Genomic DNA, 26,611 nt, shown 5'->3' on the forward strand with positions numbered 1-26,611 from the left:
CCCGGTGCGGATTTCCGCTAGCATCTTTTTCGCCGGCACGAACACTCCAGGTATTAAATGTTATATCATAACGGTCGCGATATCTCTTATAATGAGTCCCTTCGGCTGCTGTCGGTCGGGGTTTTATTGGCTGCCGCCGGTATTTTCAGCCGCCCGGCTTACGCCCATCCCCACAGCTTTATCGATATGAAAACCGACATTCAGACGCAGGACGACCGGCTCACCGGCTTAAAGATGACCTGGACCATGGATGAGATTACCTCGGCCGATGTGTTTTATGACGCCGGCGACGCCAAACCGGACTCCGTGACGTGGAAAAAGCTGGCGGCGGAGATCATGGCCAATGTGCTGGGCCAGCATTATTTCACGGAAGTGTATCGGGACGGCAAAGCGGTGAAATTTGACAACCTGCCGACGGAATATCATCTTGAGCGCGTTGGCCTCAAGGCCCGGCTGATGTTTGTGCTGCCGCTGGCGCACCCGCCGCGGCTGGAAGGCGCGCCCATCGTATTTTCCACCTTCGATCCGACCTATTTTGTCGATATGACCTATGACGGTAAGCAGGCTATCAGCCTGCCGGCGGCCCTGGCGCCACGGTGCGGCATCGACCTGGCGACCCCCGCGCCCAACGCGTCGCTGCAACAATATGCGCTTTCGCTGGATAAAGCGGATGCGCCGCAGGCCGATATGGCGCTGGGTAAACAGTTCGCGCAGCGGGTGACGCTACAATGTCGTTGATGCGATCCGGCAAAGCATCGCAGACCCCGGCCAATCCCTGGCTCGGCCTGTGGCCGTTTTGGTTGTTTTTGCTGATGCTGCTGGGCGCGCTGGGCTGGATATCGCTGCATTGGCCGCAGATCATGACGCAAAGCATAGAGTGGCAGCGGCGGCTGCATCAACAGATGGCGCAGCTAATGCAGCAGGTGCAGCTTGACCCCGGGCGGTATGGCGGCGCCTTGCTATTGTTCAGCCTGACCTACGGCATCCTGCACGCGGTCGGCCCGGGGCATGGCAAGGTGGTGATCACCACCTATCTGGCCACCCATCCCTCGCGGTTAAAACTCAGCCTGGGCATGACGCTGGCGGCCTCGCTGTTGCAGGGCGCCATGGCGATCGTGCTGGTCACTTTAGCGCTTTGGGTGCTGCGGCTTTCTTCCGGGTGGCTGCGCCTGGGTGAAATGTGGCTGGAGCGGGGCGGTTACCTGCTGATGGTACTGCTGGGCATGCTATTGTGCCGGCGCGCGGGCCTGCGGCTGTGGCGGACGGTCCGCCATCGCCATCCCCCCGGCTGCGGCTGCGGTCACCACCATCTGCCCGCCGACGATGCGCTACGGGCGGCCGACGGCCGGCGCACCCGGCTGGCGGTGGTGCTGGCCATGGGCGTGCGTCCCTGTTCCGGCGCGGTGCTGGTGCTGCTGTTTGCCAAGCTATTGGGCGTCTATCTGTGGGGCGTGCTGTCGGCGCTGGCCATGGCGGCGGGAACGTCGTTAACGCTGGCGCTGATATCCATGCTGGTTTTTTTCGGCCGCCGCTATGCCGAGAACCTGACCCGCCGGCATACCAACGGCGCCGCGCGCGCCCTGGCATGGGTCGTTTTATCCCTGGCGGGCGGCGTATTATTGATCGTGGCCGGCGCGTTGCTCTACGGCGGCGCGCAACATGCCGTAACGTCCGGCCTCAGGCCTTTCAGCCATTGATGTCGATGATCCCAGGCAATATAGAAAAAGGTTAACAACTCGGCTTTTGGACAACGCCACGTTTTAGCCGGCATAAGCCGGTAGGACATGAAAAGATGTTGACGCCTTGGAGCGAAAGGGATAAATATTTATGCCGCACAAAATTCCCCGCCGGCAGTTAACCGAATTGATATTAATGACTGCGGGGAATCCTATATTATATGACGGCAATGTACTGTCAGGGCTGCACATCGTAGGTCCATAAAAAATAGATGGCGGATATAGTGGGGTTTTCTACCCAGGTTACTCTAAAAGAAGCATATAGCAAAAAATCAGGTGGGAAGACATAAATTCCACTACCGTCTGGCCCGGTTGGGACGGTGGCAAAAAAGCCAGGCTCCGGATAGATCCTGGTTATTTCCAATGTTTGATTGGGAATAATGGCATTGTTTCCTGCATATCTCAATGCCATGGTTAAATAGACTGTCCTGATATTAGGAAGTTCGACTTCGTCATTCCTGAAAAAATCAATTCTGTAGGGCTGATTGGAGTGGCGGGCTAAAAATTCAACAGGTAATATGTTTGATCTTAAAGTTACAGCTTCGTTAACCCTCCACTCAACTTCAGCCAAATATGTGCCTGGAATATACCTGTGCATGGCATAAGAAAATTCTCCGCTATTACCTATAACCCGGACAACAGTGCTTGCTGTCGCTCCTATCGGATCGGTGAAATAAATCCATGCGTAATCATCATTGGGCGCAGGCTGGCCATTATACGCCAATCTGCCGGTCAAATAGATGGTATCATCGAAATCAGCCAGGGCCGGTGCGCTTGAACGCTCAAGTAATATTGGATACGTCACCGGTACTTCAGTAAAGGAAATATAGGCCTGTTGCCTGACTGAATCATAGGTGGCGACCACGGTAACGGTTTCAACTTGTGTGCTGGTTAACCATACGGACGCCACGCCATTATTATTTGTCATCGCGCTGGTCGTTGATTGTCGATTCCCTTCAAATAGCGCGTCGCCGGTTACGTTAAAGTCGATTGTAGCGTTTGTTATATAATTGCCTGTTAATAAATCAATAAGGGTCGCAGTAACTTCATTAGTGGCGATGTCATTGGCCGGCGCGCCTGAAGTGGCGACTAGATTCATTGCCGGTAAGGCAAAAGGAATAGGGGAATAGGGCTCTGGTAGATAGTGATTATGCATATAATACGCCTTCTTTGTATGCTTGTTGAATTCAAACAACTGATGGGCCGCAAAATATTAAAATCGTCGTCGGTGAACGCACCAATGAACCCTCATTCCGGCAGCGCCATGCGTCATGAAATCGGCGCAACCTGCACGGTCAAATGCCCGGTGGATGTGATTTAGGGAGTTGCTGAGCATCAAGTTATAAAAAGTAGCGATTACCGGCAAGATTATAATTCAGCACAGGGACAGCCAAATAAGGCAAGACATAACGCCTACAATTAGCGAGCGTTAATAGCAGGAAAACAACCATCGACAAAAGGCAACATCTTTGTCTGCGGGCAATGGACAAATCAGTACGCGCAACCCATGGGTAAACATGACCAGGCAATAGACGGGACTACTGGCCGCCGGCGATTAACCGTATTATCGTTAATCGCCGGCGGCCTTCAGTGGCAAGGCCGATTAACGCCTTAAGGCATCGCTCAGTTCTTCGCGCATCGCGCCCAGCATGGCCTTGACCACGCGCGGATTGCCCGCCACCAGGTTGCCGGAGACCAGATGATTGTGGCCGCCGACAAAATCGGTGACCAGGCCGCCGGCTTCACGCACCAGCAGTTCGCCGCCGGCGTAATCCCAGGGCTTCAGGCCGATTTCGAAGAAGCCGTCCACCCGGCCGGCCGCCACATAGGCCAGATCCAGCGCGGCGGAGCCGCTGCGACGAAAATCGGCGCACTGTTTAAACAGTTTGCCGACCAGGTTCATATAGGTGGCGGAATGCTGCTTGAGCTTGAATGGGAAACCGGTGGCGATAATCGCCCCTTCCAGATCGCGCGAGGCGCTGCCGCGCAGGCGGTAGCCGTTCAACTGGGTGCCCTGGCCGCGGGTGGACGAAAACAGTTCGTTGCGCATGGGATCGTAGACCACGGCCACTTCGGTGCGGCCTTTGATGCGCACGGCGATCGACACGGCAAAATGCGGGAGGTGCTTGATAAAGTTGGTGGTGCCATCCAGTGGGTCGATAATCCATTGTACATCCTGGTCTTCGCCTGCCAGTTCGCCGCACTCTTCGCTGATGATAGTGTGCTGGGGATAGGATTTACGGATAACTTCGATGATTAAACGTTCCGCCTCGCGATCGACATTGGTCACGAAGTCATTGTCGCCTTTCTGGCTGGCTTCGACCGCGTCGGGGGTTTCGTAATGTTTGGCAATTAAATTACCCGCCTTTCGCGCAGCGCGAATGGCGATGTTGAGCATCGGATGCATGGATATCGTCCACTAAGATGTTAAAGAACTAAAACGGCGCAGATTATAGCAGAGCGTCAGCAATATGCCTACGGCTGTGATAAACTATTGACCATTATTCCCTTGCCTCAAAAGTCTATGCTGCACAATATCCGCGTCGTCCTGGTCGAAACTTCCCACACCGGCAATATCGGCTCCGCCGCCCGGGCCATGAAAACCATGGGGCTGAGCAACCTGTACCTGGTCAATCCGCTAACCAAACCCGATGCGCAGGCCATTGCCCTGTCCGCCGGCGCCAGCGACATCATCGGCAACGCCGCCATCGTCGATACCCTGGACGAGGCCCTGGCCGGCTGCGGCCTGGTGGTCGGCACCAGCGCCCGTTCGCGTACCTTGCCCTGGCCAATGCTCGAACCGCGCGAATGCGGCGTGAAATGCGTACAGGAAGGCGAGCGCGCGCCGGTGGCGCTGCTGTTCGGCCGCGAGCGCGTCGGCCTGACCAATGAAGAGCTGCAAAAATGCCATTTTCATGTGCAAATCCCGGCCAATCCGGAGTACAGTTCCTTAAACCTGGCGATGGCGGTACAGATCCTGGCCTATGAGGCGCGGATTGCCTTTCTCGATCGCCAGCAGGGCGGCCTGCCGGTAAACCACGAGCCGTCGCCTTATCCGCTGGCGGACGAGCTGGAAAGGTTTTACCTTCATCTGGAGCAGGTGCTGGACCAAACCGGTTTTATCCGCAAGGCGCATCCGGGGCAGGTGATGAATAAGCTGCGCCGCCTGTTTGCCCGCGCCCGGCCTGAAACCCAGGAGCTGCATATACTGCGCGGCATCCTGACCTCCATCGAGCAGCGGCAGGTGGAAAAAAAGAGCTGAATGGCCGATTGATGCCATGATCCGCTACACGTCATCTTATGGGACATTGTGATGTCGAGCGGGAATAGTTGAGTGAAACGGTTGGTTAAATAGTTGACTAAATTAGTCAGGAATGGCAGACTTTTACGATATTTCACCCACCAGGACCATTACCATGAGACTTACCTCCAAAGGCCGTTACGCGGTTACCGCCATGCTCGACGTTGCGCTGCACTCCAGCGACGGGCCCGTTCCACTGGCTGAGATTTCCGAACGCCAGGGCATCTCCCTTTCTTATCTCGAACAGCTGTTTTCCCGTTTACGCAAACATGAGCTGGTTGCCAGCGTACGCGGACCGGGCGGCGGCTATCTGTTGGGCAAAGCGGCGGACCAAATTGCCGTTGGCGCCATTATTACCGCGGTCGATGAATCGGTCGACGCCACCCGCTGCCAGGGTAAGGAAGCCTGCCAAAACGGCGAACGCTGCCTGACCCATACCCTGTGGCGCGATCTCAGCGTGCGCATTAGCGATTTCCTTAATAATATCTCCCTGGCCGAATTGGTCAATAACCAAGAAGTCCTGGACGTCGCCGATCGGCAAAACAACGACATCCGCCGCACCGCTACCGCCAACGGACGCATACAGGAAACCATTAACGTTAATCTGCGCGCATAAGCAGAAATACGACGGCTGCGCCATGCGCGGTTTTTCAGGGGCAAATGAGCAATGAAATTACCGATCTACCTGGATTATTCGGCCACCACGCCCGCCGACCCGCGGGTGGCTGAAAAAATGATGCATTATCTCACCATGGACGGTACTTTCGGCAACCCCGCTTCCCGCTCCCACCGTTTTGGCTGGCAGGCCGAAGAAGCAGTGGATGTGGCGCGTAATCACATCGCTGAACTGGTGGGCGCCGATCCGCGCGAAATTGTATTTACCTCGGGCGCGACAGAATCCGATAACCTGGCGATTAAAGGCGCGGCCGCTTTCAATCAAGGGAAAGGCCGCCATATCATCACCAGTCAAACAGAACACAAGGCCGTGCTCGACACCTGCGCCGAACTTGAGCGGGAAGGTTTCGAAGTCACTTACCTGGCGCCCCGGCGCAACGGCATTATCCCACTGCGGCAGCTGCGCGACGCCATGCGCGACGACACCATCCTGGTATCCATCATGCACGTCAATAATGAAATCGGCGTGATACAGGATATCGCCGCCATGGGCGAATTGTGCCGCAGCCGCGGCATACTGTTCCACGTGGACGCCACCCAGAGCGTCGGCAAGCTGCCAATCGACCTTAGCCGATTGACTATTGATCTGATGTCTTTTTCCGGCCATAAAATCTATGGGCCGAAGGGTATCGGCGCGCTCTATGTGTGCCGCAAGCCACGGGTGCGCATCGACGCCCAGATGCACGGTGGCGGCCATGAGCGCGGCATGCGTTCCGGCACGTTGCCGGTGCATCAGATTGTCGGCATGGGCGAGGCCTACCGTATTGCCAGGGAAGAGATGGCGGCCGAAACGCCGCGCCTGCGGGCACTGCGCGACCGGCTGTGGAACGGCCTGAAGGATATCGAGGAAATCTATCTCAACGGCGACCTGGAGCAGGGCGCGCCGAATATCCTTAATCTCAGTTTCAACTATGTGGAAGGCGAATCGCTTATCATGGCGCTGAAGGATCTGGCGGTATCGTCCGGTTCCGCCTGTACGTCCGCGAGCCTTGAGCCGTCCTACGTGCTGCGCGCCCTCGGGGTGGAAGACGAACTGGCCCACAGCTCCATTCGCTTTTCGCTGGGACGCTATACCACCGTGGAAGAGATCGACTACGCCATCCGGCTGGTGCATCAATCCATCGGCCGCCTGCGCGAGCTCTCGCCGCAGTGGAACATGTTCAAACAGGGCATGGGCGCCGACTGGGTCCGCCGCTAAGCGGATCCGGTCATCCTTGCGTCATCCCGGCCGATGATCCTGGCCGGTGATTAACGCCGGCCTTTCAGGTAATATCCTTGCAAACCACGATTAACCGTCACCGCGCGGGATACGCGCGGCATGGGATTTAACATAAAAATTACAGGAGCCAGGTTATGACGACCGAAGCGATGCCGGTGATGCTGGCAACCACACCCGCCGATCCCCGCTGGGGCGAAAAAGCGCTGTTGAGCGTGAACGATCGCGGCATGATCATTCACCTGACCGGCGAAAACCCGCTGGCTGATATCCAGCGCGCCGCGCGCAAGATCGACGTGCAGGGCGTCAGGCATGTCCGTCTCCAGGGGGAACTTTGGGACCTGGAGGGCTGCTGGTCCTTCTGGCAAGGCTATCGCGGGCCGAAGGGGCAGCGTGAGGTGGCGTGGCCTGAACTGGACGCGGCGGCGCGGCTTGAGCTGGACAACCGGCTGAAAATCATCGACTGGGTGCGCCACACCATCAATACCCCGGCGGAAGAGCTGGGTCCGGAACAGCTGGCGCAGCGCGCGGTGGATATCATGTGCTCCGTCGCCTGCGATGACATCAGCTACCGCATCACCAAGGCCGAGGATTTACGCGCCAACAACTATATGGGCATCCATACCGTCGGCCGCGGCTCCGACCGGCAGCCGGTGCTGCTGTCGCTGGACTATAACCCAAGCGGCAATCCGGACGAGCCGGTACTGGCCTGCCTGGTGGGCAAAGGCGTGACTTTCGACACCGGCGGCTACAGCCTTAAAGGCAGCAGCATGATGGATTCGATGAAATCCGATATGGGCGGGGCGGCCACGGTAACCGGCGCGCTGGCGCTGGCTATCGCGCGCGGCCTGAAAAAGCGCGTGCGGCTTTACCTGTGCTGCGCCGACAATATGGTCAGCGGCAACGCCTTCAAACTGGGCGACATTATCCGCTATCGTAACGGTAAAAGCGTCGAAGTCATGAATACCGATGCCGAGGGGCGACTGGTGCTGGCGGACGGCCTGATCGACGCGTCGGCGAAAAAACCGCGGATCATTATCGACTGCGCCACGCTGACCGGCGCGGCCAAGACCGCGTTGGGCAATGATTTCCACGCGCTATTCAGCTTCGACGACGTCCTGGCGCAATCGCTGCTCGACAGCGCCGCCCAGGAAAACGAGCCGTTCTGGCGCCTGCCGCTGGCGGAATTCCACCGCTCCCAGCTGCCGTCCAATTTTGCCGACCTGAGCAACGTGGCGGGCGCGGCCTATAGCGCCGGCGCCAGCACCGCCGCGGCGTTCCTGTCGCACTTTGTTGAAAATTACCGACAGGGCTGGCTGCATATCGACTGCTCCGCGACCTACCGCAAGGGCGCGGTGGATCAATGGTCCGCCGGCGCCACGGGGCTTGGCGTGCGTACCCTGGCCAACCTGCTGCTGGCCCAGGCGGCCGGGTAATTGGCATTTGGCGGCACAGGCCTCCACCCCAAGGCTGTTATGCTGCCGCCTTGGCCTTTCCCGGTCCGCCGGACGTTTGCCCGGCCGGCGGGCCGGATGTGATGAGCAGGAAACAGGTCATGAACCCATCCCTTGATAATGCGCTGGAACAGGCGCTAAAACTGGCGGCCGACGAACCGGCCCATCGCCCGGCGTTTTTTAACCTGCTGCTGGAATCCACGGTGTATGTGCTGGGCGACGCCGGCGACGGCTGGATTGCAGGCGCCGCGCGCCACGACGGGGAGCAGCCGGTCAATCTGCAACATTGGGAGAAACCGGACGGCACCACCGCCATTCCCTTTTTTACCTCGCTTGCGGCCTTGCAACAGGCGGTCAGCCAGACCCAGCCGTTCCTGGCGCTGCCCACCCGCGCCCTGTTTGCCATGACCGCCGGCGCGGAGCTGTTCCTCAACCCGAAGCTACCCTACGGCAACGCGTTCAGCGCGGATGAAATTACCGCCCTGATGATGAATGAAGGGGACGCGTTGACCGAACGCGAGATCCTTGAAGGCGAAATGCGCATCACCTTAAGCTCCCCGGAACAACAACCCATGCAGATGATCGATTCGCTCACCCGGCTGTTTGCGGATATCAAGCAGGTGCGGCGGGCGTTTATCGTCCAGGTGCAGGACAACCCGCAGGAGAAGCCGCATTGGCTGATTGGGCTTGAATGCGAAGGGGACGAGGAAAAAATCGTCCGGGCGGTGGGCCGGGTCGCCACCGATACCGCGCCGGACGAGGAACCGGTGGATATCTGCCTGGTCGGGCAGGACGAGCCGGGCATCAGCCATTATTTTACCCAGCATATTACGCCGTTTTACGAGCGAAAATGGGGCAGCTGGCTGCGTACCCTGCGTGATAACGGCGTACATTAACCGCTAGCGCCCGTCCCGAGGGCCGGCGTGCGCCGGCCACGTTCAGTCCGTCACATGGCGCCCGCTGCGGCCACGTTCAGTCCGTCACATGGCGCCCGCTGCGGCCACGTTCGGCCTGGAAAGGGTACGGGCCATCAGCGGCGCCAATCCACGTTATTCCGTATCGCCATCGCTGGCGACGGGTGCGTCGTCCCGGCCGCCCCATTCGCTCCAGGATCCGTCGTACAGACCCACATTTTCCACGCCCAGCGCGGTCAGCGCCAGCACCACTACCGCGGCGGTCACGCCGGATCCACAACTGGCCACCACCGGCCGATGCAAATCGACCCCCGCCTGGGCGAACAGCGCCCGCAGTTCCTCCTCAGGCTTTAGCCGACCGTCCGCCACCAGCATATGCCAGGGCATATTGGCGCTGCCGGGGATATGGCCCATGCGCAGGCCGGGACGGGGTTCAGGCGCCTGTCCGCTGAAGCGTGCGGCGGGGCGGGCATCGACAATTTGCGCGGAACGATCGTCGATGATGCGCCGCACCTGGGCAAAATCCCTGACCCGGTCCGCGGCAAACCGCCCCGTAAATGCGACGGGCGTCGTGACCGCCGGGCCTTGCGCCAACGGCAGGCCGGACTGCCGCCAGCCAGCCAGTCCGCCCGCCAGCAATGAAACCCGGCCCACCCCCGCGATATGCATCATCCACCAGACCCTGGGCGCGGAAAACAGCGTGCCGTCGTCGTAAATCACCAGGTGCTGGCCGTCGCCGATACCCAATTGCGCCATGGCGCGGGCAAAGTCGTCCGGCCGGGGCAGCATATGGGGCAGGGGGCTGGCGCTGTCCGACAGCGCCTCGACGTCGAAAAGGACCGCCCCCGGCAAATGCCCGTCCAGATAATCTTGTTGCAGATCGCGCGGGCCTTGATAGCCGGGCGGCAGCATACGGGCGTCGATAACGCGTACCCGCGGATCGTCCAGGCGGTCGGCCAGCCAGCCTGGCGAAACAAACGGCGATGAAGGCATAACGAGTCTCCGGTAACGGCCCGGCGGGGCGCAGTGTCGCCCGCCGCGCGTCGGTAAGATATCAGGCATTGTCATTTATTTCACGCCGGTGGACAAGGGCAAGGCGGGGAAGGTTGGCGCCGATATCTCTTTACCCGTCATCCGCGGCCATGATAACGCCGCTCCGGAATTGCGCGCCGGTTCCGTCTGTCGACGCGGCGCTGCCGGGCCTGCCGCGATGGCCGCATGGGGTAAACCGGCGCGGCGGCCGGTATTTGTCGGCACAACGCGCGAAATGCCGTATCGGACGCGTTTTCGCCCTGGTGATAATGTTAACGTCTTGCGCATAAAAATCGCCGGCCTCAATCATTTAGCGCGAGGAGACATGCCGACAAAACAATTTCCCCCATTGGGCGAATTTTGCGCTGGAATTAGTGGCTGATTTATGGAAAATAGAATAGCCCTTTGAAAAGTAGGGGATAAGCTAAATTTTTTTTAATGAAATGTTGCGTTTCTGGTAGGCAAGCGTCTATCCGATCCCTATAATCTGCGCCACTTAAACAGGCCGGCATAACAACCCTTTAACCCGGCCTTCCATTGCTGTGTAACATAGAGGTCATAATGTCGATAGAACGTACTTTATCCATCTTAAAACCCAATGCGGTGGCAAAGAATGCCATTGGCGCGATTTATGCCCGTTTTGAAAGCGCCGGATTCACCCTGGTTGCAGCCAAGATGTTGCATCTTACCCGCGAACAGGCTGAAGGTTTTTATGCCGAGCACCAGGGCAAGCCTTTCTTTGATGGACTGGTGGGTTTTATGATCTCCGGACCGGTCATGGTCCAGGTACTGGAAAGCGAAAACGCCGTACACCGTCACCGGGACATCATGGGCGCCACCAATCCGGCCAACGCGCTGGCCGGCACCCTGCGCGCCGACTATGCGGACAGCTTCACCGAAAACGCGGTGCATGGTTCCGACTCCACTGAATCCGCCGCCCGGGAAATCGCCTATTTCTTCAGCGATAATGAAATTTGCCCGCGTACGCGCTAAGCTGTGCCGCATTATCGATAAAAAAGCCGGGCTTACGCTTTTAAGCCGGGCGGCTCTGCGCTAAAATCTATTCCCAATGCGCCCCGGATGAGGAGTTGATGTGGAGTTAATCCACACTCGCCGGGGCTTTCTTTATCTTTCCCGCGCCATAACGTGTAATAACGAGGCATTTTCGAATTATGTCAGAGCAACTCATCACCGCGGCGCTGTCGGACGCATTGTCTGAAGCGCCCGCAACGGTGCCGTCAGCGTCGGCGGCCGGTGTCGTCCAAGCGTCCGTCCCTCAAAAACTGAACCTGCTGGACATGAATCGCCAGCAGATGCGGGAGTTCTTCGCCGGCCTGGGCGAAAAACCCTTCCGCGCCGATCAGGTCATGAAGTGGATGTATCATTACTGTTGCGATGATTTTGACCAGATGACCGACATCAACAAACATCTGCGCGCCAAATTAAAAGAGCTGACCGAAATCCGGCCGCCGGAAGTGGCGACCGAGCAGCGTTCCACCGACGGCACCATCAAATGGGCCATCAAGGTCGGCGACCAGCAGGTGGAAACGGTGTACATCCCGGAAGACGATCGCGCTACCCTGTGCGTTTCTTCCCAGGTGGGCTGCGCCCTGCAATGTACCTTTTGTTCCACCGGACAGCAGGGGTTCAACCGTAACCTGCGGGTGTCGGAAATTATCGGCCAGGTGTGGCTCGCCGCCAAAATCATCGGCGCCGTCGGCATTACCGGGCAGCGACCGATCACCAACGTGGTGATGATGGGCATGGGCGAACCGCTGCTCAACCTCAACAACGTGGTGCCGGCGATGGAAATCATGATGGATGACTTTGGCTTCGGCCTGTCCAAGCGTCGCGTGACGTTATCGACCTCGGGCGTGGTGCCGGCGCTGGATAAGCTCGCAGGCATGATCGACGTGGCGCTGGCCATCTCCCTGCATGCCCCCACGGACGCCATTCGTGATGAAATCGTGCCGATCAATAAAAAGTACAATATCGAAACCTTCCTCAGCTCGGTGCGGCGTTACCTGGATAAATCCAATGCCAACCAGGGCCGGGTGACGGTGGAATACGTCATGCTGGACCATATCAACGACGGCACGGAACATGCCCATCAGCTGGCGGAATGCCTGAAAGACACGCCGTGCAAGATTAACCTGATCCCGTGGAACCCCTTCCCCGGGGCGCCTTACGGCCGCAGTTCCAACAGCCGCATCGACCGTTTTTCGAAAGTGTTAATGGAATATGGCTTTACCACTATCGTGCGTAAGACCCGGGGCGATGATATCGACGCCGCCTGCGGCCAGCTGGCCGGCGATGTGATCGATCGCACCAAAAGAACGCTGCGCAAGCGCCTGGGCGGCGAGCCGATCGAGATAAAGGCCGTCTGACGGCGGGCCGCGGCCGCGGATAGTTTCCGGCCTGGCGCGCGGGCATTGATAACAGCGCGGACGCTCACATTCAAGGATAAGGGAACAGGCATGACGCTGAGTCGGTTAAGTGGGATAGCGGCAGTATTGGTGATTACATTATTGAATGGATGCGCCGGCGAAAAACAGCCGACCGGGGCCTCCGCCCAGTCCGCGCAAACGCGCCTGCAGCTGGGTATGGAGTACCTGGCGGCCAATAACCTTGACGCGGCGCGGCAAAATCTAGATAAGGCGGTAAAAGCGGCGCCGGGCGATTATCGTACGCAATTAGGCATGGCGCTGTACGAGCAACGGGTCGGTGAAAATGCCGCCGCCGGGAATCGCTACCGGCTGGCGCTGAAACTGGCGCCGCAAAACGCCACGGTTCTGAATAATTACGGTGCGTTTTTATGTGGTTTAGGGCAGTATGTACCGGCGCAACAACAGTTTGCCGCCGCAGCGCAGGCGGCGGATTATGGTCTGGTTGCCGACAGCCTGGAAAACGCCGGTTATTGTTTTTATAAAGCCGGTCAAAAAGATGAAGCGCGGACGCTGCTCGGTCGCGCGCTAAAATACGATCCGGAAAAAGGCGTGGCTTTGCTGGCGGAAGCCGACCGGCAATTTAGTGAAGGGAAAGGCGACAAAGCACAACTATTATTGGATGTTTACCAGCATATTCTTCCGGCAAGCGCTGAAAGTTTATGGTTACAGATTCGTTTCGCTGCGTTAGCGGGACGCCAGAATGACGTACAACGTTATGGCGCACGGCTTGCGCGAAGTTTTCCACAATCTAAACAGTACCAGCAGTTCCTAGCTAATGAATACTGAAGCCCTCCAAGATCAAGCAGTATCAACGACGACAGGCGGACGCCTGCGTCAGGCCCGTGAACAAATGGGTTTGAGCCAGCAGGCCGTGGCGGAACGCCTGTGCCTGAAGGTGACTACCGTCAGGGAAATAGAAGAGGATAAAGCCAACCCCAACCTGGCTTCGACCTTTTTGCGCGGCTATATCCGCTCCTATGCCCGATTGGTCCATGTTTCTGAGGAAGAACTCCTGCCGATGATGGCGAAACAGGCGCCGATCCGCGCCTCGAAGGTCGCTCCGATGCAGAGTTTTTCCCTTGGGAAAACCCGCAAGAAGCGGGACGGTTGGCTAATGGGGTTCACCTGGCTGATTTTATTCGTGGTCGTCGGCCTGACCGGCGCGTGGTGGTGGCAAAATCACCAGGCGCAGCAACGGGATATCACCGATATGGCCGATCAGTCCTCCAACCGGCTGGCGACGGGGGCGGATAGCGACAGTAATTCCGCCACCGCCCAGAACGGCGGCGATAATCCGTCGACGGACGAGGTGGGGCAACCTCCCGCCGATCAGCCGGCGGATGGCGATTCCCATTCCGTTCCCCTCAATACGTCGCAGAACGCGGCACAGCCGGGCACGCCAACCGCACCGCAGGGTGCGGCCGTACCGGCTCCTAATACCGCGGCGACGCCGGCGCCCGATCCCGCGCCGGTGGATCGGCAGGCTGCCGCCGCGCAGTCCGACACCTCCGCCGGTGGCGGACTGGTGATGAATTTTACCGCGGATTGCTGGCTGGAAGTCTCCGATGCCAGCGGCAAGAAGCTGTTCAGCGGCACGCAGCGCAGCGGCGGCAAGCTGAACCTGGTGGGCCAGGCACCCTATAAATTGAAAATCGGCGCCCCGGCGGCGGTACAAATTGAGTTCCAGGGCAAGCCGGTTGATCTTAGCCGTTATGTCAGGTCAAACCAGGTTGCCCGATTTACAATAGCGGCTAACTAAGCTTCTGTTCGGCAATTATGGAGAAAACATAATGCATAATAAAGCACCCATTAACCGCCGTAAATCAACACGGATTAACGTTGGTAACGTGCCCATCGGCGACGGTGCGCCTATTGCCGTGCAGTCGATGACCAACACCCGCACCACCGACGTGGATGCCACGGTAAAACAAATCCAGGCGCTTGAGCGCGTGGGTGTCGACATCGTCCGCGTTTCCGTGCCCACCATGGATGCGGCCGAGGCTTTCCGGCTTATCAAGCAGCGGGTCAATGTCCCCCTGGTGGCCGATATCCATTTTGATTATCGCATCGCGCTGAAAGTGGCCGAGTACGGTGTCGATTGCCTGCGAATCAATCCCGGCAATATAGGCAGCGAGGCGCGCATTCGCTCGGTGGTTGACTGCGCCCGCGATAATAATATCCCGATACGCATCGGCGTCAACGCCGGGTCCCTTGAGCGCGATATCCAGGAAAAATACGGCGAACCCACGCCCGAGGCCCTGCTGGAATCGGCCATGCGCCACGTGGATATCCTGGAAAAACTCAATTTCGACCAGTTCAAGGTAAGCGTCAAGGCGTCCGACGTTTTCCTGGCGGTGCAGTCCTACCGCCTGCTGGCCGCGCGCATCGATCAGCCCCTGCATCTGGGCATTACCGAAGCGGGCGGCATGCGCAGCGGATCGGTGAAATCCGCCATCGGCCTCGGCATGCTGCTCAGCGAAGGCATCGGCGATACCCTGCGTATTTCGCTGGCGGCGGACCCGGTCGAGGAAGTGAAGGTTGGGTTTGATATCCTTAAGTCGCTGCGGATCCGCGCGCGCGGCATTAACTTCATCGCCTGCCCGACCTGTTCGCGGCAGGAGTTTGACGTGATCGGCACCGTCAACGCCCTCGAGCAACGCCTGGAGGACATTGTCACGCCGATGGATATCTCGATCATCGGCTGTGTGGTCAATGGACCCGGGGAAGCATTGGTGTCCACCATCGGGGTTACCGGCGGCCATAACAAGAGCGGTTTTTATGAAGACGGCGTGCGTCAGCGCGATCGTTTTGATAACGAGCAGATGATCGATCAGCTCGAGGCCAAAATTCGCGCTAAAGCGGCAATGCTTGATGAAAGCAATCGCATTACCGTTAATTTGATTGATAAGTAATTAAAAAAACCGAAGAGAATAGACATGGCAAAGAACATCCAGGCCATTCGCGGCATGAACGACTATTTGCCGGAAGATACGGCTGTCTGGCAGCGCATTGAAGGCACGCTCAAGAGCGTACTGGCCGGATACGGGTATAGTGAAATTCGCCTGCCCATCGTTGAGCAGACGCCTCTATTCAAGCGCGCCATCGGCGAAGTCACCGATGTCGTGGAAAAAGAAATGTACACCTTCGACGATCGCAACGGCGAAAGCCTGACGCTGCGCCCTGAAGGCACGGCGGGCTGCGTGCGCGCCGGCATCGAGCACGGCCTGCTTTACAACCAGGAACAGCGGTTGTGGTATATTGGCCCCATGTTCCGCTACGAGCGCCCGCAAAAAGGCCGCTATCGCCAGTTCCACCAACTGGGCGCCGAGGTGTTCGGCCTGGCGGGACCGGATATCGACGCGGAGCTGATTCTACTGACCGCGCGCTGGTGGCGGGCGCTGGGCATCGACGGGCATGTGGCGCTGGAACTCAATTCCATCGGATCGCTCGAGGCGCGCGCGCGTTATCGTGACGCGCTGGTGGCCTTCCTCGGGCAGCATCAGGATGCGCTGGACGACGATTGCCGCCGCCGCATGCATACCAATCCGCTGCGCGTCCTGGACACCAAAAATGCCGGTATCCAGCTGTTGCTGAACGATGCGCCGGTGTTGACCGATTACCTTGATGATGAATCACGTGAACACTTTGACGGCCTGTGTGAACTTTTAGCGCAAGCCGGTATCCCATATACGGTTAATCCGCGTTTAGTGCGCGGCCTGGATTATTACAACCGTACCGTCTTTGAATGGGTCACCACCAGCCTCGGCTCGCAGGGCACCGTATGTGCCGGCGGCCGTTACGACGGATTGGTGGAGCAGCTGGGCGGTCGCGCCACGCCGGCGGTCGGATTCGCCATGGGGCTGGAGCGCCTGGTGCTGCTGGTGCAGGAGGTGAATGCGCAGTTCAGGGCCAGGGCGGTGGTGGATGTTTACCTCATCTCCTCGGGCAAAGGGACCCAGGGCGCGGCAATGGCCCTGGCGGAGCAGATCCGCGACGCGATGCCCGACCTGCGGTTAATGACCAACTACGGCGGCGGTAATTTCAAGAAGCAGTTCGGCCGGGCCGACAAATGGGGCGCGCGCCTGGCCCTGGTTCTCGGCGAGGACGAAATTGCCACGCATCGGGTGGTGATGAAGCATCTGGCCACGGGCGACCAGGAAACGCTGGCGCAAAGCGATGTCGCGGCGCGCCTGGCATCGATATTAGGTTAAGGAGAAGGACCACGTGGAAGTCTACAGCTCGGAAAACGAACAGCGCGAAGCGCTCGGTCGGTTCTTTGCGGATAACGGTAAAGCGCTGATCATCGGCGTGGTTATCGGTATCGCCGCGTTGGTGGGCTGGCGTTATTGGCATAACCATCAAAACGACGCCATGATGGCCTCGTCGGCGTCATGGCAACAGGTAAATACGGCGCTGACCCGCGACGCCCCGCAGCCGGCCGTTGACGCCGCGCAGAAGTTTGCCGACGTGAACGATAATAATTATGGCGCCCTGACCTCCATGGATCTGGCGCGTTTTTATGTGGATAACGGTAATTTTGCCGCGGCCCAGAAGCAACTGGAGAAAGCGCTGACCCAGACCAGGGAAGAAAACCTCCAGGCGCTGATCAACATTCGCCTGGCGCGCGTCCAGATAGAGGCGAAAAACGTCGACGGCGCGCTCAAGACGCTGGAAAAAGATACGCATGCCGGCTGGTCGGCATTAGTGGAAGATGCCCGTGGCGACGCGCAGGTCATCAAAGGCAATAATCAAGCGGCGCGTGAAGCGTACGATAAAGCGCTTAAAGCGAACCCGCCTCAGGCATTACAAGCCTTGTTGCGCATGAAACTGAATAACCTGTCCAGCTAAGAGGGACCCCATGCAATTGCGTAAAACATTTTTCGTAGGTCTGATTTCCGTTGCCTTGCTCGGCGGCTGTTCATGGTTTAGCGGTGAAGAAGACGTGGTGACCATGTCCCCGCTGCCCAAAGTGGAAAATCAGTTTCAGCCTACACAGGTATGGAACCGCTCGGTCGGTAACGGCACCGGCGAGTTTTACTCCAACCTGCGTCCCGCCTGGCAGGATAACCGCGCATTCGCCGCGGATCGCCACGGTATCGTAAAAGCCTTGGATATTGATACCGGCAAGGAAATCTGGTCGGTGGACCTGTCTGAAAAGACCGGCTTCCTGTCGCGTAACCTTCCGGCGCTGTTATCCGGTGGCCTGGCCGTTGCCAACGGCCATGTTTTCGTCGGCAGCGAAAAGGCCCAGATCTATGCGCTGAACGCCGAGGACGGCACCGTAGCCTGGCAGTCCAAGGTCGCGGGCGAAGCACTGTCGACGCCGGTGGTCAGCGACGGCCTGGTGCTGGTGCATACCAGCAACGGCATGCTGCAAGGGCTTAATGAAACCGACGGCGCGGTGAAGTGGACCGTCAACCTGGATATGCCGCCGCTGACCCTGCGCGGCGAATCGGCGCCCACCCCGGCGTTTGGCGCGGCCATCGTCGGCGGCGACAACGGGCGGGTGAGCGCGGTCATGATGGCCCAGGGCCAGCTGATTTGGCAACAGCGCATCTCGCAGCCCAGCGGCGCGACGGAAATTGCGCGCCTCGGCGATGTCAACATGACGCCGGTGGTGGCCAATAACGTGGTCTATGCCCTGGCCTATAACGGCAACCTGGCGGCGTTGGATCTGCGTTCCGGGCAAATTATCTGGAAGCGCGAAATCGGTTCGGTCAACGATCTTATCGTCGAGGGCGGCCGCATTTACCTGGTCGATCAGGACGATCGCCTGATTGCGCTTGATACCCAGGGGGGCGTTACCCTGTGGCGTCAGAGCGAACTGCTGCACCGCAACCTGACGTCGCCGGTCCTGTTCGCCGGCTATATGGTGGTGGGCGATTCCGAGGGGTATCTGCACTGGATCAATACTGACGACGGACGCTTTGTCGCCCAGCAAAAGGTGGATAGCTCAGGTCTGCAAAGCAACCCGGTAGTCGCCGGCGGCAAATTACTGGTGCAGGCCAATAACGGCGAGGTGTACGCCTTTACCCGCTAATGCTTGTGCCTATATCCGGCGCTGATGATGTCGGCGCGCGGGTCATTAACGGCTCCTGACATGTTCAGGAGCCGTTTTGTCTTATATAATCAGTCTTGTTAAGTGCTGAATTAGTATAATTACCTCATGAGGTTGTAACAATGATACCTGTCGTCGCGCTGGTCGGGCGCCCGAATGTAGGAAAATCCACCCTGTTTAATCGGTTAACGCATACTCGCGATGCGTTGGTGGCGGATTTTCCGGGGCTGACGCGTGACCGCAAGTATGGTCGTGCAGAATGGGAAGGCCATGAATATATTGTCGTTGATACCGGCGGTATCGACGGCACCGAGGACGGAGTGGAAACCCGTATGGCCGGGCAGTCGCTGGTGGCGATTGAGGAAGCGGATATCGTGCTGTTCCTGGTTGACGGCCGCGCGGGTTTGATGGCGGCCGACCAGGGCATTGCCAAGCATCTGCGCAGCCGCCGGAAAACCACGGTAGTGGTGGCCAATAAAACCGACGGCATCGACGCCGAAAGCGCCGTGGGCGATTTTTATTCCCTCGGCCTGGGCGAGGTCTTCGCCATTGCCGCCTCCCATGGGCGTGGCGTCAATGCCCTGATGGAGCAGGTCATGACGCCGCTGGTTGAAGACGAGGTAGTGGCGGAACCCATCGAATATCCCGGTATGGAACCCTGGACGGAAGAAGACGAGGACGACTACCAAATCCCCCAAGAGGAGGAAGAAGAGTTCGACCCGCAGTCCCTGCCGATCAAACTGGCCATCGTCGGACGTCCCAACGTCGGTAAATCCACCCTGACCAACCGTATCCTGGGTGAAGACCGCGTAGTGGTCTACGATATGCCGGGCACCACCCGCGACAGTATTTATATCCCCATGGTGCGCGACGAGCGTGAATATATCCTGATCGATACCGCCGGCGTGCGCAAGCGCGGCAAGATTACCGAGACGGTCGAGAAGTTTTCGGTGATCAAGACCCTGCAGGCCATCGAGGACGCCAACGTCGTGCTGCTGATTATCGATGCCCGCGAGGGGATTTCGGATCAGGATCTGTCGCTGCTGGGTTTTATCCTTAACAGCGGGCGATCGCTGGTGATCGCGGTCAATAAATGGGACGGGCTGACGGAGGAAATCAAGGACGAAGTCAAGGAGACCCTGGATATGCGCCTGGGCTTTATCGATTTTGCCCGCGTGCACTTTATCTCCGCCCTGCATGGCAGCGGCGTGGGTAACCTGTTCGAATCGGTTAACGAAGCCTATCGTTGCTCCACCAAGCGCATCAGCACCGCGATGCTGACCAAGATCATGCAAATGGCGGTGGAAGAGCATCAGCCGCCGCTGGTGCGCGGACGCCGCGTGAAACCTAAATATGCCCATGCCGGCGGCTATAACCCGCCTATCGTGGTGATCCACGGCACCCAGGTGAAAAACCTGCCCGATTCCTACAAACGCTACCTGATGAACTATTTCCGCCGCTCGCTGCAAATCATGGGCACGCCGATCCGCATCCAGTTCAATGAAGGGGAAAACCCGTTCGCCGGCAAGCACAACAAACTGACGCCGAACCAGATGCGGAAACGCAAGCGTTTGATCAGTCATATTAAAAAAGGTAAATAAACCTGCCGCCCCGGCCGGCGACGCTCGGCCGGGCGCGATGCCAGGCAGGTTTACCTCGGGCTACCGGGAGGAAATGATGGAATCGCCGTGTCCGGTATGCGCAAGGCCGATGGCGGCCGACGGGGAAGCCTTGCGTTGTGAACATTGCCGACGCCGCTATCAACCGCAGGCGCTTTGTCCGGACTGCGGGCAGCCCCTGGCCGTGCTGAAGGCCTGCGGCGCGGTGGACTACTTCTGCTTCCATGGCGACGGCCTGGTGTCCAGAAAACGCATCGACTGGCGCTACTCAGCGCTTTGAAAGGTGCCTTTTTTCCATAAAATTTCCAATTCCGGCGGCGCGCTGCTTTCCGGCACCACGATCTCGGCCTGCGTGGCCTGCGGCCCGCCTTCCGGGTGGCCGACTATCAGGATGCGGTAAAACCGCTGATCGCCGCTGCCGGGTGTTCGGGTTTGCCCGGCGTGCTGCGCCAGCAGCGCCATACGGCTGACCAGATGACACAGATGCTCGCGCTGCGCCGCCGAGAGGTCGCACAGGGCAAAACGCTGCTGGGCGGCAAGCTTTGGGATATACGCCAAACCCCCCTCCCGCGACAATTCAATCACCGCATGCTCGTTTAACAAAGATAACAGGTCCATCAGGCTTCTCCCGGCATTATGCCAACGCCTTTTCTCACCGAACTATACGCAACCATACCCTAAGCCGCCCCACGCCGCCGGCCGCTGCCTTTCACCGGCGATCGACGGTTGCCTTAGGCTAATACTCCCACCTCGCGCCAGGCGTTTTCCACCGCCTGCGCCTCGGCATCGGCAAAACGCTCACCGGCATGTTTAATAGTCAGGCGGGCAAAGGCGGCGAAATCGGCGTTTTGCTTTAACTGGCTATCGCACAGCGTGGCATACCAGATAGCGCCGGCTTTTTCCCACGCATGTCCGCCCAGCGCAACGGCCGCCAGGTAAAAAGCGCGATTGGGAATGCCGGAATTGATATGCACGCCGCCGTTATCTTCGCGGGTCTTCACAAACCCGTCCATGGCGGCGGGCTGGGGATCCTTGCCGAGCACCGGATCGTCATAGGCGCTGCCGGGCATGGACATCGAGCGCAGCCCCTTGCCTTTGATGGCGGCGGCCAGCAGCCCTTGGCCGATAATCCAGTCGGCCTGTCCGGCGGTCTGGCCCAGGTGAAACTGTTTGACCAGCGACCCGAAGACATCCGACAGCGATTCATTGAGCGCGCCCGCCTGTTCAAAATAGATCAAATTGGCTTCGGTTTCCGTGACGCCGTGGGTCAATTCATGGGCCACCACGTCGATGGCAATGGTAAAACGATTAAATATTTCCCCGTCGCCGTCGCCAAAGACCATTTGTTCACCGTTCCAGAAGGCATTCTGATAATCGGCGCCGTAATGGACGGTGCCGTTCAGCGGCAGGCCTTTGGCATCCAGGGAGTTGCGTTTGAATACCTGCCAGTAAAAGTCATAGGTTACGCCCAGGTAATCGTAGGCTTCATTAACCGCGACGTCGGTACCCGCCGCCTGGCCTTCCTGGCGCACCGGCTTGCCGGGCAGGGTCATGGTGTTCTGGGCATCATAGATGGCGCGTTTCACCGTCCCGGCCTGGACCTGCGACGGGTAAGCCGGCGCCACCGGGTTACGCGCCATCAGGCTGTGGACATGGGTCAGGGTGTGACGGGCATACTGGCGCTGGTGTTCGCTGCCTTTTTCGATAATGCGCCGCAGTATATAGGGCGGGATGACGCTCTGGTAACGCTGGTTTAGGTTTTCCACTTTATTCCCCTTTTCTCCGGCCTGGATAATATTCCGAACCTTTAATTACCGGACGGCGCCGCGGGTGAAGTTAGCGGCCAGCTGCCGGTAAACCAGTTGAATGTTATAAATGTAAATTATTAGCATTGCATCTAAGTATAATGCCATCTGGCGACATGGGGGAAATGACGGTCCGCCGGGTTTGGCTGCGGACCCATGATGGGGCTAACGTTGGTATTTGATAAAATCGGTCTTGCGGGCAACCTTGTCATACAATTTCATGGCGGTATGATTGTTGGTTTGCGTGGTCCAGTACACGCTGGCCATGCCGAGGCGATCCGCCTGGGCATACACCTGTTCAATCAACAGCCGGCCCGTGCCTTTACCGCGCGCCGATTCGTCGACATACAAATCCTGCAGGTAAACGACTTTCTCCTGATACCAGCCGTGGTCGTGCACGATGCAATTGACCAGGCCGATCAGGTGCCCCTGCGTTTGCGCCACATAGGCAAACATGCCGGGGTAGGCAGGATCGAGCAGGCGCGCGAAGGTATGTTCATATAGCGCGTCGTCGCGGATTGTGGAGTAAAAACTCAAATAGCGGCGCCAGAGGAATTTCCACTCATCTTTATCTGCAAGCGTAATGGGACGGACAACTATCTTGGCTTCATCGGTCATGGGCACCTCCCCGGTCCGGAATGGTCGAGGTCGATACCGACGTTAGCGATAAAACCGTCGCGCTGTCAATCAATAACCTACGCAAGGGCATTAGGTTAAAGCCAATCAGGAACAGGATGGCCGGCAGGCGCGGGTCGAATACCGGGGAGAGGTATTTAAAGGTGCCCACCAGCAGGAACGGCGGCTCGAACATATGCAGGGCCTTGAGGATAACCACCTCTACGCCGCAGGAGGCGAATGGCGATCCCAGATGAAGGGGGTATTACCCTTGCCCGCGGATATTTAGCCGCGCTGCCAACGTAAGGTGTAGCAATACTCCCGCTCGGAAAGCAGATACTTTTCATGCACGCTCGGGCTCCAGGAATCATCGCCGCCGACGCCCATATGCCGGGCGTCCAGATGTAGCCACAGGCCTGCTTCCGGCCGCATTAAATGCCAATGGGTGGCGCGGGTCAGCTGGCCGGTGCCATAGGGGCTAAGCGAAAAGTGGAAATTGCCGTCGACGCGCCAGTCGCCAAACGTCAGTTCGCGGGTAAAGCAGCGCAGGCCGTTTTCCACCGGGAAAATATAGGGCGTATACATCTGCTCCAGCGGCAGGCGCCAGCGGGAAAACCGTGCCGAGGCCAGGCGATCGGGGTAGTTTTCATGCGGTCCCAGGCCCAGCCAGCCGGCCTCCCGCGCATCCGTCGCGATCTGGCAGGCTGCACCGACGCGCGGCAGGGGCGGCAGCGCCGGTGAAACCAGCACGCGGATCGTGTTTTCCATCGCGCCCGCGTCGTCGATGGTGGTTTGCCAGAGGCTTTGCAGCAGCAGCCGATCCCGGTGGTAATACCCGTGCGCCGCGCGGAACATCACCCGATCCGCCAGCCGGTCGGCCCGCAACGACAGGCAGCGATGCTCCAGCGCAAACAGACCGGCCTCGCGCCAGCGCTCCACCCAGGCGTTGGGATCGATGCGATCCGCCTCGCTGACGCCGATATCGTTATCCAGCGGCGCGCGGATAAACTGGTCGGCCAGCGGGCTGAGCAGTCCCGGTATGTCGCCGCGATACCACTGGGTCAGCCGGCCGCTTTGTTTATCCACCAGCCAGCGCTGGTCCTGATGACAGACGATAAATTCATGGATATTTTCGTTCAGCCGGGGGGCGTCTCCCGCCCGATGCGGTAGTTCAACCGGCGCAATAACGCCGGCGGCCAGCGGCCATTGCTCCCAGGCAACCCGATGCCCGGCGGCCGACCAGGGCGTGGCGGCGGGCTGCTCGACGCTGACATGCAGATACAGCGCGCCCGCGTTTTTCGCCTCCGGCAGGGCATTGCACAGGGTCAATGCGGTTTTTTGCCCCGGTTCCAGCCGCAGCGCCGTCTCGCCGCTTAACAACGGATAACCGTCGCACTCAAGCCGCCAGCGCAGCAGCTCGTTGTCGCTGGCGCGAAACAGGTACTCGCTGGTGATGTCGATGGTAAGCGGCTCGGTGTTCAGCAAACGGAACTGGAAAAACTGCTGCTGGTGCTTCACTTCCTCCAGGGCCGGGTGCGGGACGCGGTCGGGGAAGACCAGTCCGTTGAGGCAAAACTGGCGATCGTTGGGTTTATCGCCGAAGTCGCCGCCATAGGCCCAGAATGTCCGGCCGTCCCGGCCGTCAAGATTGAGCGCCTGATCCGCCCAGTCCCAGATAAAACCGCCCTGCAGCCGGGGATGCTGGCGAAAGGCCCGCCAATACCCGGCGAATCCCCCCAGGCTGTTACCCATGGCATGGGCATATTCGCATAAAATCAACGGGCGTTGTTCGCCGGGCAAGCCAATCCATTTTTTTATCGACCACTTCGGCACCGCCGGGAACGGCTGATCCTCGTCCACCCGCGCATACATCGGGCAGATAATATCGGTGGCGCGGGTATCGGCGCCGCCGCCTTCGTACTGTACCGGCCGGCTGGGATCATGGGTTTTCACCCATTGATACAAGGCGTCGTGGGTGGCGCCGTGGCCTGACTCGTTACCCAGCGACCAGATGATAATGCTGGCGTGGTTGCGGTTGCACTGCACCATGCGCGTGACCCGTTCGCTGAACGCCGGGAACCAGACGGGATCGTCGGCCAGGCGGCCCATGGGTTCCATGCCGTGCGTTTCGATATTGGCCTCGTCCACCACATACAGGCCGTATTGATCGCACAAGCGGTACCACAGCGGATGGTTAGGGTAATGCGAACAGCGCACCGCGTTAAAGTTATTCTGTTTCAGCAACAGGATATCCTGGCGCATGCTCTCGGCGTCCATCACCTGACCATGGGCCGGATGATGTTCATGGCGGTTAACGCCGCGCACCAGCAAGGGCTTGCCGTTGATCCGCAGCAGGCCGTCCCGCACGTCCACCTGACGAAAGCCCACGTCATAGGCTTCGGCTTCCACCACCGCGCCCAGGCCGTCGCGCAGCGCCACCACCGCCCGGTATAAAGCCGGCGTTTCGGCGCTCCATAGCCGGGGCGACGGCACCGGCACAAGCAAGGTAAGGCGTTCCGGATAATGGCCGCGCTCGTCGATAATAGCGGAGCCGAGCGGGGAACCCTGCGCGGCCACGCGTTCTTCGCCAAGCCAGAGGGATACCTCAATGCCGTAGCGCGCAATATCGGCGGCCCGTGGGGTAATGGCGGCGGTGACCTCCAGCACGGCATGATTAAACAACGCGTCCAGCCGGGTATCGATACGGATATCCTCGAAACCGACCTCGGGTTTATGCAATAGGGAAACCGGGCGAAAAATGCCGCTCATGCGCCACATATCCTGGTCTTCCAGGTAACTGCCGTCGCTCCAGCGCAGCACCAAAACGCAAAGCCGGTTGCGGCCCGGCAGCAGATGGTCGCTTAGGTCGAACTCCGCCGGCAGGCGGCTATCCTGCGAATAACCGACCCAACGGCCGTTGCACCACAGATAAAACGCCGAATTGACGCCGTTGAAAATAATGCGGGTGCGCCCCCGCCCGAGCCATCCGTCGGGGAGGGTGATGTCCCGCGAATAGCAGCCGGTAGGGTTGTCCTCCGGCACGAAGGGCGGGTTGACCGGAATAGGGTATTTGACATTGGTATAAACAGGCCGGTCATAACCGGCGGTTTGCCAGTTTGACGGCACGATCATGGCCCGCGCGTCGGGGAGATCCTCTTCCAGCCAGCTTTCCGGTACCGCCCGCGGGCGGGGGAAATAGCTAAAGCGCCATTCACCGTCCAGGCAATAGCGCCGATCGCTGGCCGCATCCCGCCGGGCGCCGTCCTCGTCCCGCCAACTGTTAAACGGCGGATGGGCCGGCAGCCGGCGGTAATGGGTGACGCCTGGGTTTTGCCAGTCCCCACGGGATAAAACGGTGGCCAGGGAGGATAAAGCGGCCGGCTTCCTTTCCTGCGGATGGGATATCGTCATGGCATACCTGCTGTGTGCTGGATTGATCGTTACGTTACCGGTGGCCAAGGGGCGTTGGCGGTCCGGCTTGCCAGTACCTCGGGGACGGCGGCAATGACCCTGTGTTATGCGCTCACATTTCATTGCAGTTAAATACCAAAATCCTGGCTTTGACAATATGATAAAGCGGAATTAGTGATCTTTTTCACAGAAAATAGCGCTTTTATTGGTATTTATAAGGCATTAACGGGCATTATCATGATATGTGAGCGTATTACTTTATCATCCGGGCTGACGAGGTCGCGGATTTGACGATAATCCAAAGGAATTCAACGTTCGGCGCAGGGAT

At 58.9% G+C, this 26,611-nt stretch carries 24 protein-coding genes and 1 pseudogene; 17 read left to right on the forward strand and 8 right to left on the reverse strand.

Features of this window, described 5'->3' with window-relative positions:
- Positions 1-57 precede the first annotated feature (57 nt).
- Both GRH90_RS23640 and GRH90_RS23645 read left to right on the forward strand, forming a co-directional pair.
- The gene (locus tag GRH90_RS23640) at positions 58-738 is read left to right on the forward strand and encodes a DUF1007 family protein (RefSeq protein ID WP_162368439.1); all 681 of its coding nucleotides are present in this window, start codon (positions 58-60) and stop codon (positions 736-738) included.
- A complete protein-coding gene (locus GRH90_RS23645) occupies positions 738-1,697 on the forward strand; it encodes a nickel/cobalt transporter (protein ID WP_162368477.1) in 960 nt (319 codons plus the stop codon). Before GRH90_RS23640 ends, GRH90_RS23645 begins: the two co-directional genes overlap by 1 nt.
- 217 nt (positions 1,698-1,914) lie before the next feature.
- Here the strand turns inward: GRH90_RS23645 and GRH90_RS23650 are convergent, their stop codons facing one another.
- Entirely contained in the window at positions 1,915-2,892 is a 978-nt protein-coding gene (locus GRH90_RS23650; RefSeq protein WP_162368440.1) for an Ig-like domain-containing protein, read from the reverse strand.
- A 447-nt stretch (positions 2,893-3,339) separates the two neighbouring features.
- Complete coding sequence (gene suhB / locus GRH90_RS23655; RefSeq protein ID WP_162368441.1) at positions 3,340-4,143, reverse strand: inositol-1-monophosphatase; 804 nt, start codon at positions 4,141-4,143, stop codon at positions 3,340-3,342.
- 117 nt (positions 4,144-4,260) lie between these two features.
- Here suhB and trmJ point away from each other — a divergent pair, with 117 nt between their 5' ends.
- The 5 genes from trmJ (at position 4,261) to sseB (ending at position 9,278) form a co-directional block, all read left to right on the forward strand.
- Positions 4,261-4,998 (forward strand): tRNA (cytosine(32)/uridine(32)-2'-O)-methyltransferase TrmJ, encoded by a 738-nt coding sequence (gene trmJ, locus GRH90_RS23660; RefSeq protein ID WP_162368442.1) that lies wholly within the window; start codon positions 4,261-4,263, stop codon positions 4,996-4,998.
- A gap of 154 nt (positions 4,999-5,152) precedes the next feature.
- Positions 5,153-5,653 (forward strand): Fe-S cluster assembly transcriptional regulator IscR, encoded by a 501-nt coding sequence (gene iscR / locus GRH90_RS23665; RefSeq protein ID WP_162368443.1) that lies wholly within the window; start codon positions 5,153-5,155, stop codon positions 5,651-5,653.
- A 51-nt stretch (positions 5,654-5,704) separates the two neighbouring features.
- Positions 5,705-6,910, forward strand: coding sequence for an IscS subfamily cysteine desulfurase (locus GRH90_RS23670; protein ID WP_162368444.1), 1,206 nt, complete (start codon positions 5,705-5,707; stop codon positions 6,908-6,910).
- 155 nt (positions 6,911-7,065) lie between these two features.
- Positions 7,066-8,364, forward strand: a complete 1,299-nt coding sequence (gene pepB / locus GRH90_RS23675; protein WP_162368445.1) for an aminopeptidase PepB — start codon at positions 7,066-7,068, stop codon at positions 8,362-8,364.
- A gap of 119 nt (positions 8,365-8,483) precedes the next feature.
- Positions 8,484-9,278 (forward strand): enhanced serine sensitivity protein SseB, encoded by a 795-nt coding sequence (gene sseB / locus GRH90_RS23680; RefSeq protein ID WP_162368446.1) that lies wholly within the window; start codon positions 8,484-8,486, stop codon positions 9,276-9,278.
- Between the two features lie 153 nt (positions 9,279-9,431).
- On the opposite strand, the gene sseA is transcribed toward sseB, so the two are convergent.
- Positions 9,432-10,289, reverse strand: coding sequence for a 3-mercaptopyruvate sulfurtransferase (sseA, locus tag GRH90_RS23685; RefSeq protein ID WP_162368447.1), 858 nt, complete (start codon positions 10,287-10,289; stop codon positions 9,432-9,434).
- A 600-nt stretch (positions 10,290-10,889) separates the two neighbouring features.
- Here sseA and ndk point away from each other — a divergent pair.
- The 10 genes from ndk (at position 10,890) to GRH90_RS23735 (ending at position 20,732) form a co-directional block, all read left to right on the forward strand.
- Positions 10,890-11,321 carry a nucleoside-diphosphate kinase gene (ndk, locus tag GRH90_RS23690; protein ID WP_162368448.1) on the forward strand — a complete coding sequence of 144 codons (432 nt, stop codon included), beginning with the start codon at positions 10,890-10,892 and terminating at the stop codon, positions 11,319-11,321.
- Positions 11,322-11,500: 179 nt separating this feature from the next.
- On the forward strand, positions 11,501-12,715 hold the full coding sequence (rlmN, locus tag GRH90_RS23695; protein ID WP_162368449.1) for a dual-specificity RNA methyltransferase RlmN: 1,215 nt from the start codon (positions 11,501-11,503) through the stop codon (positions 12,713-12,715).
- Positions 12,716-12,805: 90 nt separating this feature from the next.
- A complete protein-coding gene (pilW, locus tag GRH90_RS23700) occupies positions 12,806-13,561 on the forward strand; it encodes a type IV pilus biogenesis/stability protein PilW (protein WP_162368450.1) in 756 nt (251 codons plus the stop codon).
- On the forward strand, positions 13,551-14,534 hold the full coding sequence (rodZ, locus tag GRH90_RS23705) for a cytoskeleton protein RodZ (protein WP_162368451.1): 984 nt from the start codon (positions 13,551-13,553) through the stop codon (positions 14,532-14,534). The genes pilW and rodZ overlap by 11 nt, the downstream gene beginning before the upstream one ends.
- Before the next feature lie 31 nt (positions 14,535-14,565).
- Positions 14,566-15,687, forward strand: a complete 1,122-nt coding sequence (gene ispG / locus GRH90_RS23710; protein WP_162368452.1) for a flavodoxin-dependent (E)-4-hydroxy-3-methylbut-2-enyl-diphosphate synthase — start codon at positions 14,566-14,568, stop codon at positions 15,685-15,687.
- 24 nt (positions 15,688-15,711) lie between these two features.
- Positions 15,712-16,986, forward strand: a complete 1,275-nt coding sequence (gene hisS / locus GRH90_RS23715) for a histidine--tRNA ligase (RefSeq protein WP_162368453.1) — start codon at positions 15,712-15,714, stop codon at positions 16,984-16,986.
- Between the two features lie 13 nt (positions 16,987-16,999).
- Positions 17,000-17,623, forward strand: coding sequence for a YfgM family protein (locus tag GRH90_RS23720; protein WP_162368454.1), 624 nt, complete (start codon positions 17,000-17,002; stop codon positions 17,621-17,623).
- A gap of 10 nt (positions 17,624-17,633) precedes the next feature.
- Positions 17,634-18,815 (forward strand): outer membrane protein assembly factor BamB, encoded by a 1,182-nt coding sequence (gene bamB / locus GRH90_RS23725; protein ID WP_162368455.1) that lies wholly within the window; start codon positions 17,634-17,636, stop codon positions 18,813-18,815.
- A gap of 140 nt (positions 18,816-18,955) precedes the next feature.
- A complete protein-coding gene (gene der, locus GRH90_RS23730) occupies positions 18,956-20,434 on the forward strand; it encodes a ribosome biogenesis GTPase Der (protein WP_162368456.1) in 1,479 nt (492 codons plus the stop codon).
- Between the two features lie 76 nt (positions 20,435-20,510).
- Positions 20,511-20,732, forward strand: coding sequence for a zinc ribbon domain-containing protein (locus GRH90_RS23735; protein ID WP_162368457.1), 222 nt, complete (start codon positions 20,511-20,513; stop codon positions 20,730-20,732).
- On the opposite strand, the gene GRH90_RS23740 is transcribed toward GRH90_RS23735, so the two are convergent.
- From GRH90_RS23740 to GRH90_RS23760, 5 genes and pseudogenes are all read right to left on the reverse strand, one after another.
- Positions 20,717-21,070: a protealysin inhibitor emfourin gene (locus GRH90_RS23740; RefSeq protein WP_162368458.1), complete on the reverse strand. Its 354-nt coding sequence runs from the start codon at positions 21,068-21,070 to the stop codon at positions 20,717-20,719. The two genes, GRH90_RS23735 and GRH90_RS23740, sit on opposite strands and share 16 nt — an antisense overlap.
- Positions 21,071-21,183: 113 nt before the next feature.
- On the reverse strand, positions 21,184-22,218 hold the full coding sequence (locus GRH90_RS23745; RefSeq protein WP_162368459.1) for a M4 family metallopeptidase: 1,035 nt from the start codon (positions 22,216-22,218) through the stop codon (positions 21,184-21,186).
- Positions 22,219-22,422: 204 nt separating this feature from the next.
- Positions 22,423-22,875, reverse strand: coding sequence for a GNAT family N-acetyltransferase (locus GRH90_RS23750; RefSeq protein WP_162368460.1), 453 nt, complete (start codon positions 22,873-22,875; stop codon positions 22,423-22,425).
- Positions 22,876-22,966: 91 nt separating this feature from the next.
- Positions 22,967-23,125, reverse strand: a pseudogene (locus GRH90_RS26385) (MFS transporter); the annotation flags it as partial.
- Positions 23,126-23,157: 32 nt separating this feature from the next.
- Entirely contained in the window at positions 23,158-26,283 is a 3,126-nt protein-coding gene (locus GRH90_RS23760; RefSeq protein WP_162368461.1) for a beta-galactosidase, read from the reverse strand.
- Positions 26,284-26,611: the final 328 nt, after the last annotated feature.

Origin of the sequence: Acerihabitans arboris (assembly GCF_010131535.1) — a bacterium.
Classification (GTDB): domain Bacteria; phylum Pseudomonadota; class Gammaproteobacteria; order Enterobacterales; family Enterobacteriaceae; genus Acerihabitans; species Acerihabitans arboris.

Coding starts and splice junctions, on each gene's coding strand:
- GRH90_RS23640 (WP_162368439.1), top strand. CDS start 58: ATGTTATATCATAACGGTCGCGATATCTCTTATAATGAGTCCCTTCGG.
- GRH90_RS23645 (WP_162368477.1), top strand. CDS start 738: ATGCGATCCGGCAAAGCATCGCAGACCCCGGCCAATCCCTGGCTCGGC.
- GRH90_RS23650 (WP_162368440.1), bottom strand. CDS start 2,892: ATGCATAATCACTATCTACCAGAGCCCTATTCCCCTATTCCTTTTGCC.
- suhB (WP_162368441.1), bottom strand. CDS start 4,143: ATGCATCCGATGCTCAACATCGCCATTCGCGCTGCGCGAAAGGCGGGT.
- trmJ (WP_162368442.1), top strand. CDS start 4,261: ATGCTGCACAATATCCGCGTCGTCCTGGTCGAAACTTCCCACACCGGC.
- iscR (WP_162368443.1), top strand. CDS start 5,153: ATGAGACTTACCTCCAAAGGCCGTTACGCGGTTACCGCCATGCTCGAC.
- GRH90_RS23670 (WP_162368444.1), top strand. CDS start 5,705: ATGAAATTACCGATCTACCTGGATTATTCGGCCACCACGCCCGCCGAC.
- pepB (WP_162368445.1), top strand. CDS start 7,066: ATGACGACCGAAGCGATGCCGGTGATGCTGGCAACCACACCCGCCGAT.
- sseB (WP_162368446.1), top strand. CDS start 8,484: ATGAACCCATCCCTTGATAATGCGCTGGAACAGGCGCTAAAACTGGCG.
- sseA (WP_162368447.1), bottom strand. CDS start 10,289: ATGCCTTCATCGCCGTTTGTTTCGCCAGGCTGGCTGGCCGACCGCCTG.
- ndk (WP_162368448.1), top strand. CDS start 10,890: ATGTCGATAGAACGTACTTTATCCATCTTAAAACCCAATGCGGTGGCA.
- rlmN (WP_162368449.1), top strand. CDS start 11,501: ATGTCAGAGCAACTCATCACCGCGGCGCTGTCGGACGCATTGTCTGAA.
- pilW (WP_162368450.1), top strand. CDS start 12,806: ATGACGCTGAGTCGGTTAAGTGGGATAGCGGCAGTATTGGTGATTACA.
- rodZ (WP_162368451.1), top strand. CDS start 13,551: ATGAATACTGAAGCCCTCCAAGATCAAGCAGTATCAACGACGACAGGC.
- ispG (WP_162368452.1), top strand. CDS start 14,566: ATGCATAATAAAGCACCCATTAACCGCCGTAAATCAACACGGATTAAC.
- hisS (WP_162368453.1), top strand. CDS start 15,712: ATGGCAAAGAACATCCAGGCCATTCGCGGCATGAACGACTATTTGCCG.
- bamB (WP_162368455.1), top strand. CDS start 17,634: ATGCAATTGCGTAAAACATTTTTCGTAGGTCTGATTTCCGTTGCCTTG.
- der (WP_162368456.1), top strand. CDS start 18,956: ATGATACCTGTCGTCGCGCTGGTCGGGCGCCCGAATGTAGGAAAATCC.
- GRH90_RS23735 (WP_162368457.1), top strand. CDS start 20,511: ATGGAATCGCCGTGTCCGGTATGCGCAAGGCCGATGGCGGCCGACGGG.
- GRH90_RS23740 (WP_162368458.1), bottom strand. CDS start 21,070: ATGGACCTGTTATCTTTGTTAAACGAGCATGCGGTGATTGAATTGTCG.
- GRH90_RS23750 (WP_162368460.1), bottom strand. CDS start 22,875: ATGACCGATGAAGCCAAGATAGTTGTCCGTCCCATTACGCTTGCAGAT.
- GRH90_RS23760 (WP_162368461.1), bottom strand. CDS start 26,283: ATGACGATATCCCATCCGCAGGAAAGGAAGCCGGCCGCTTTATCCTCC.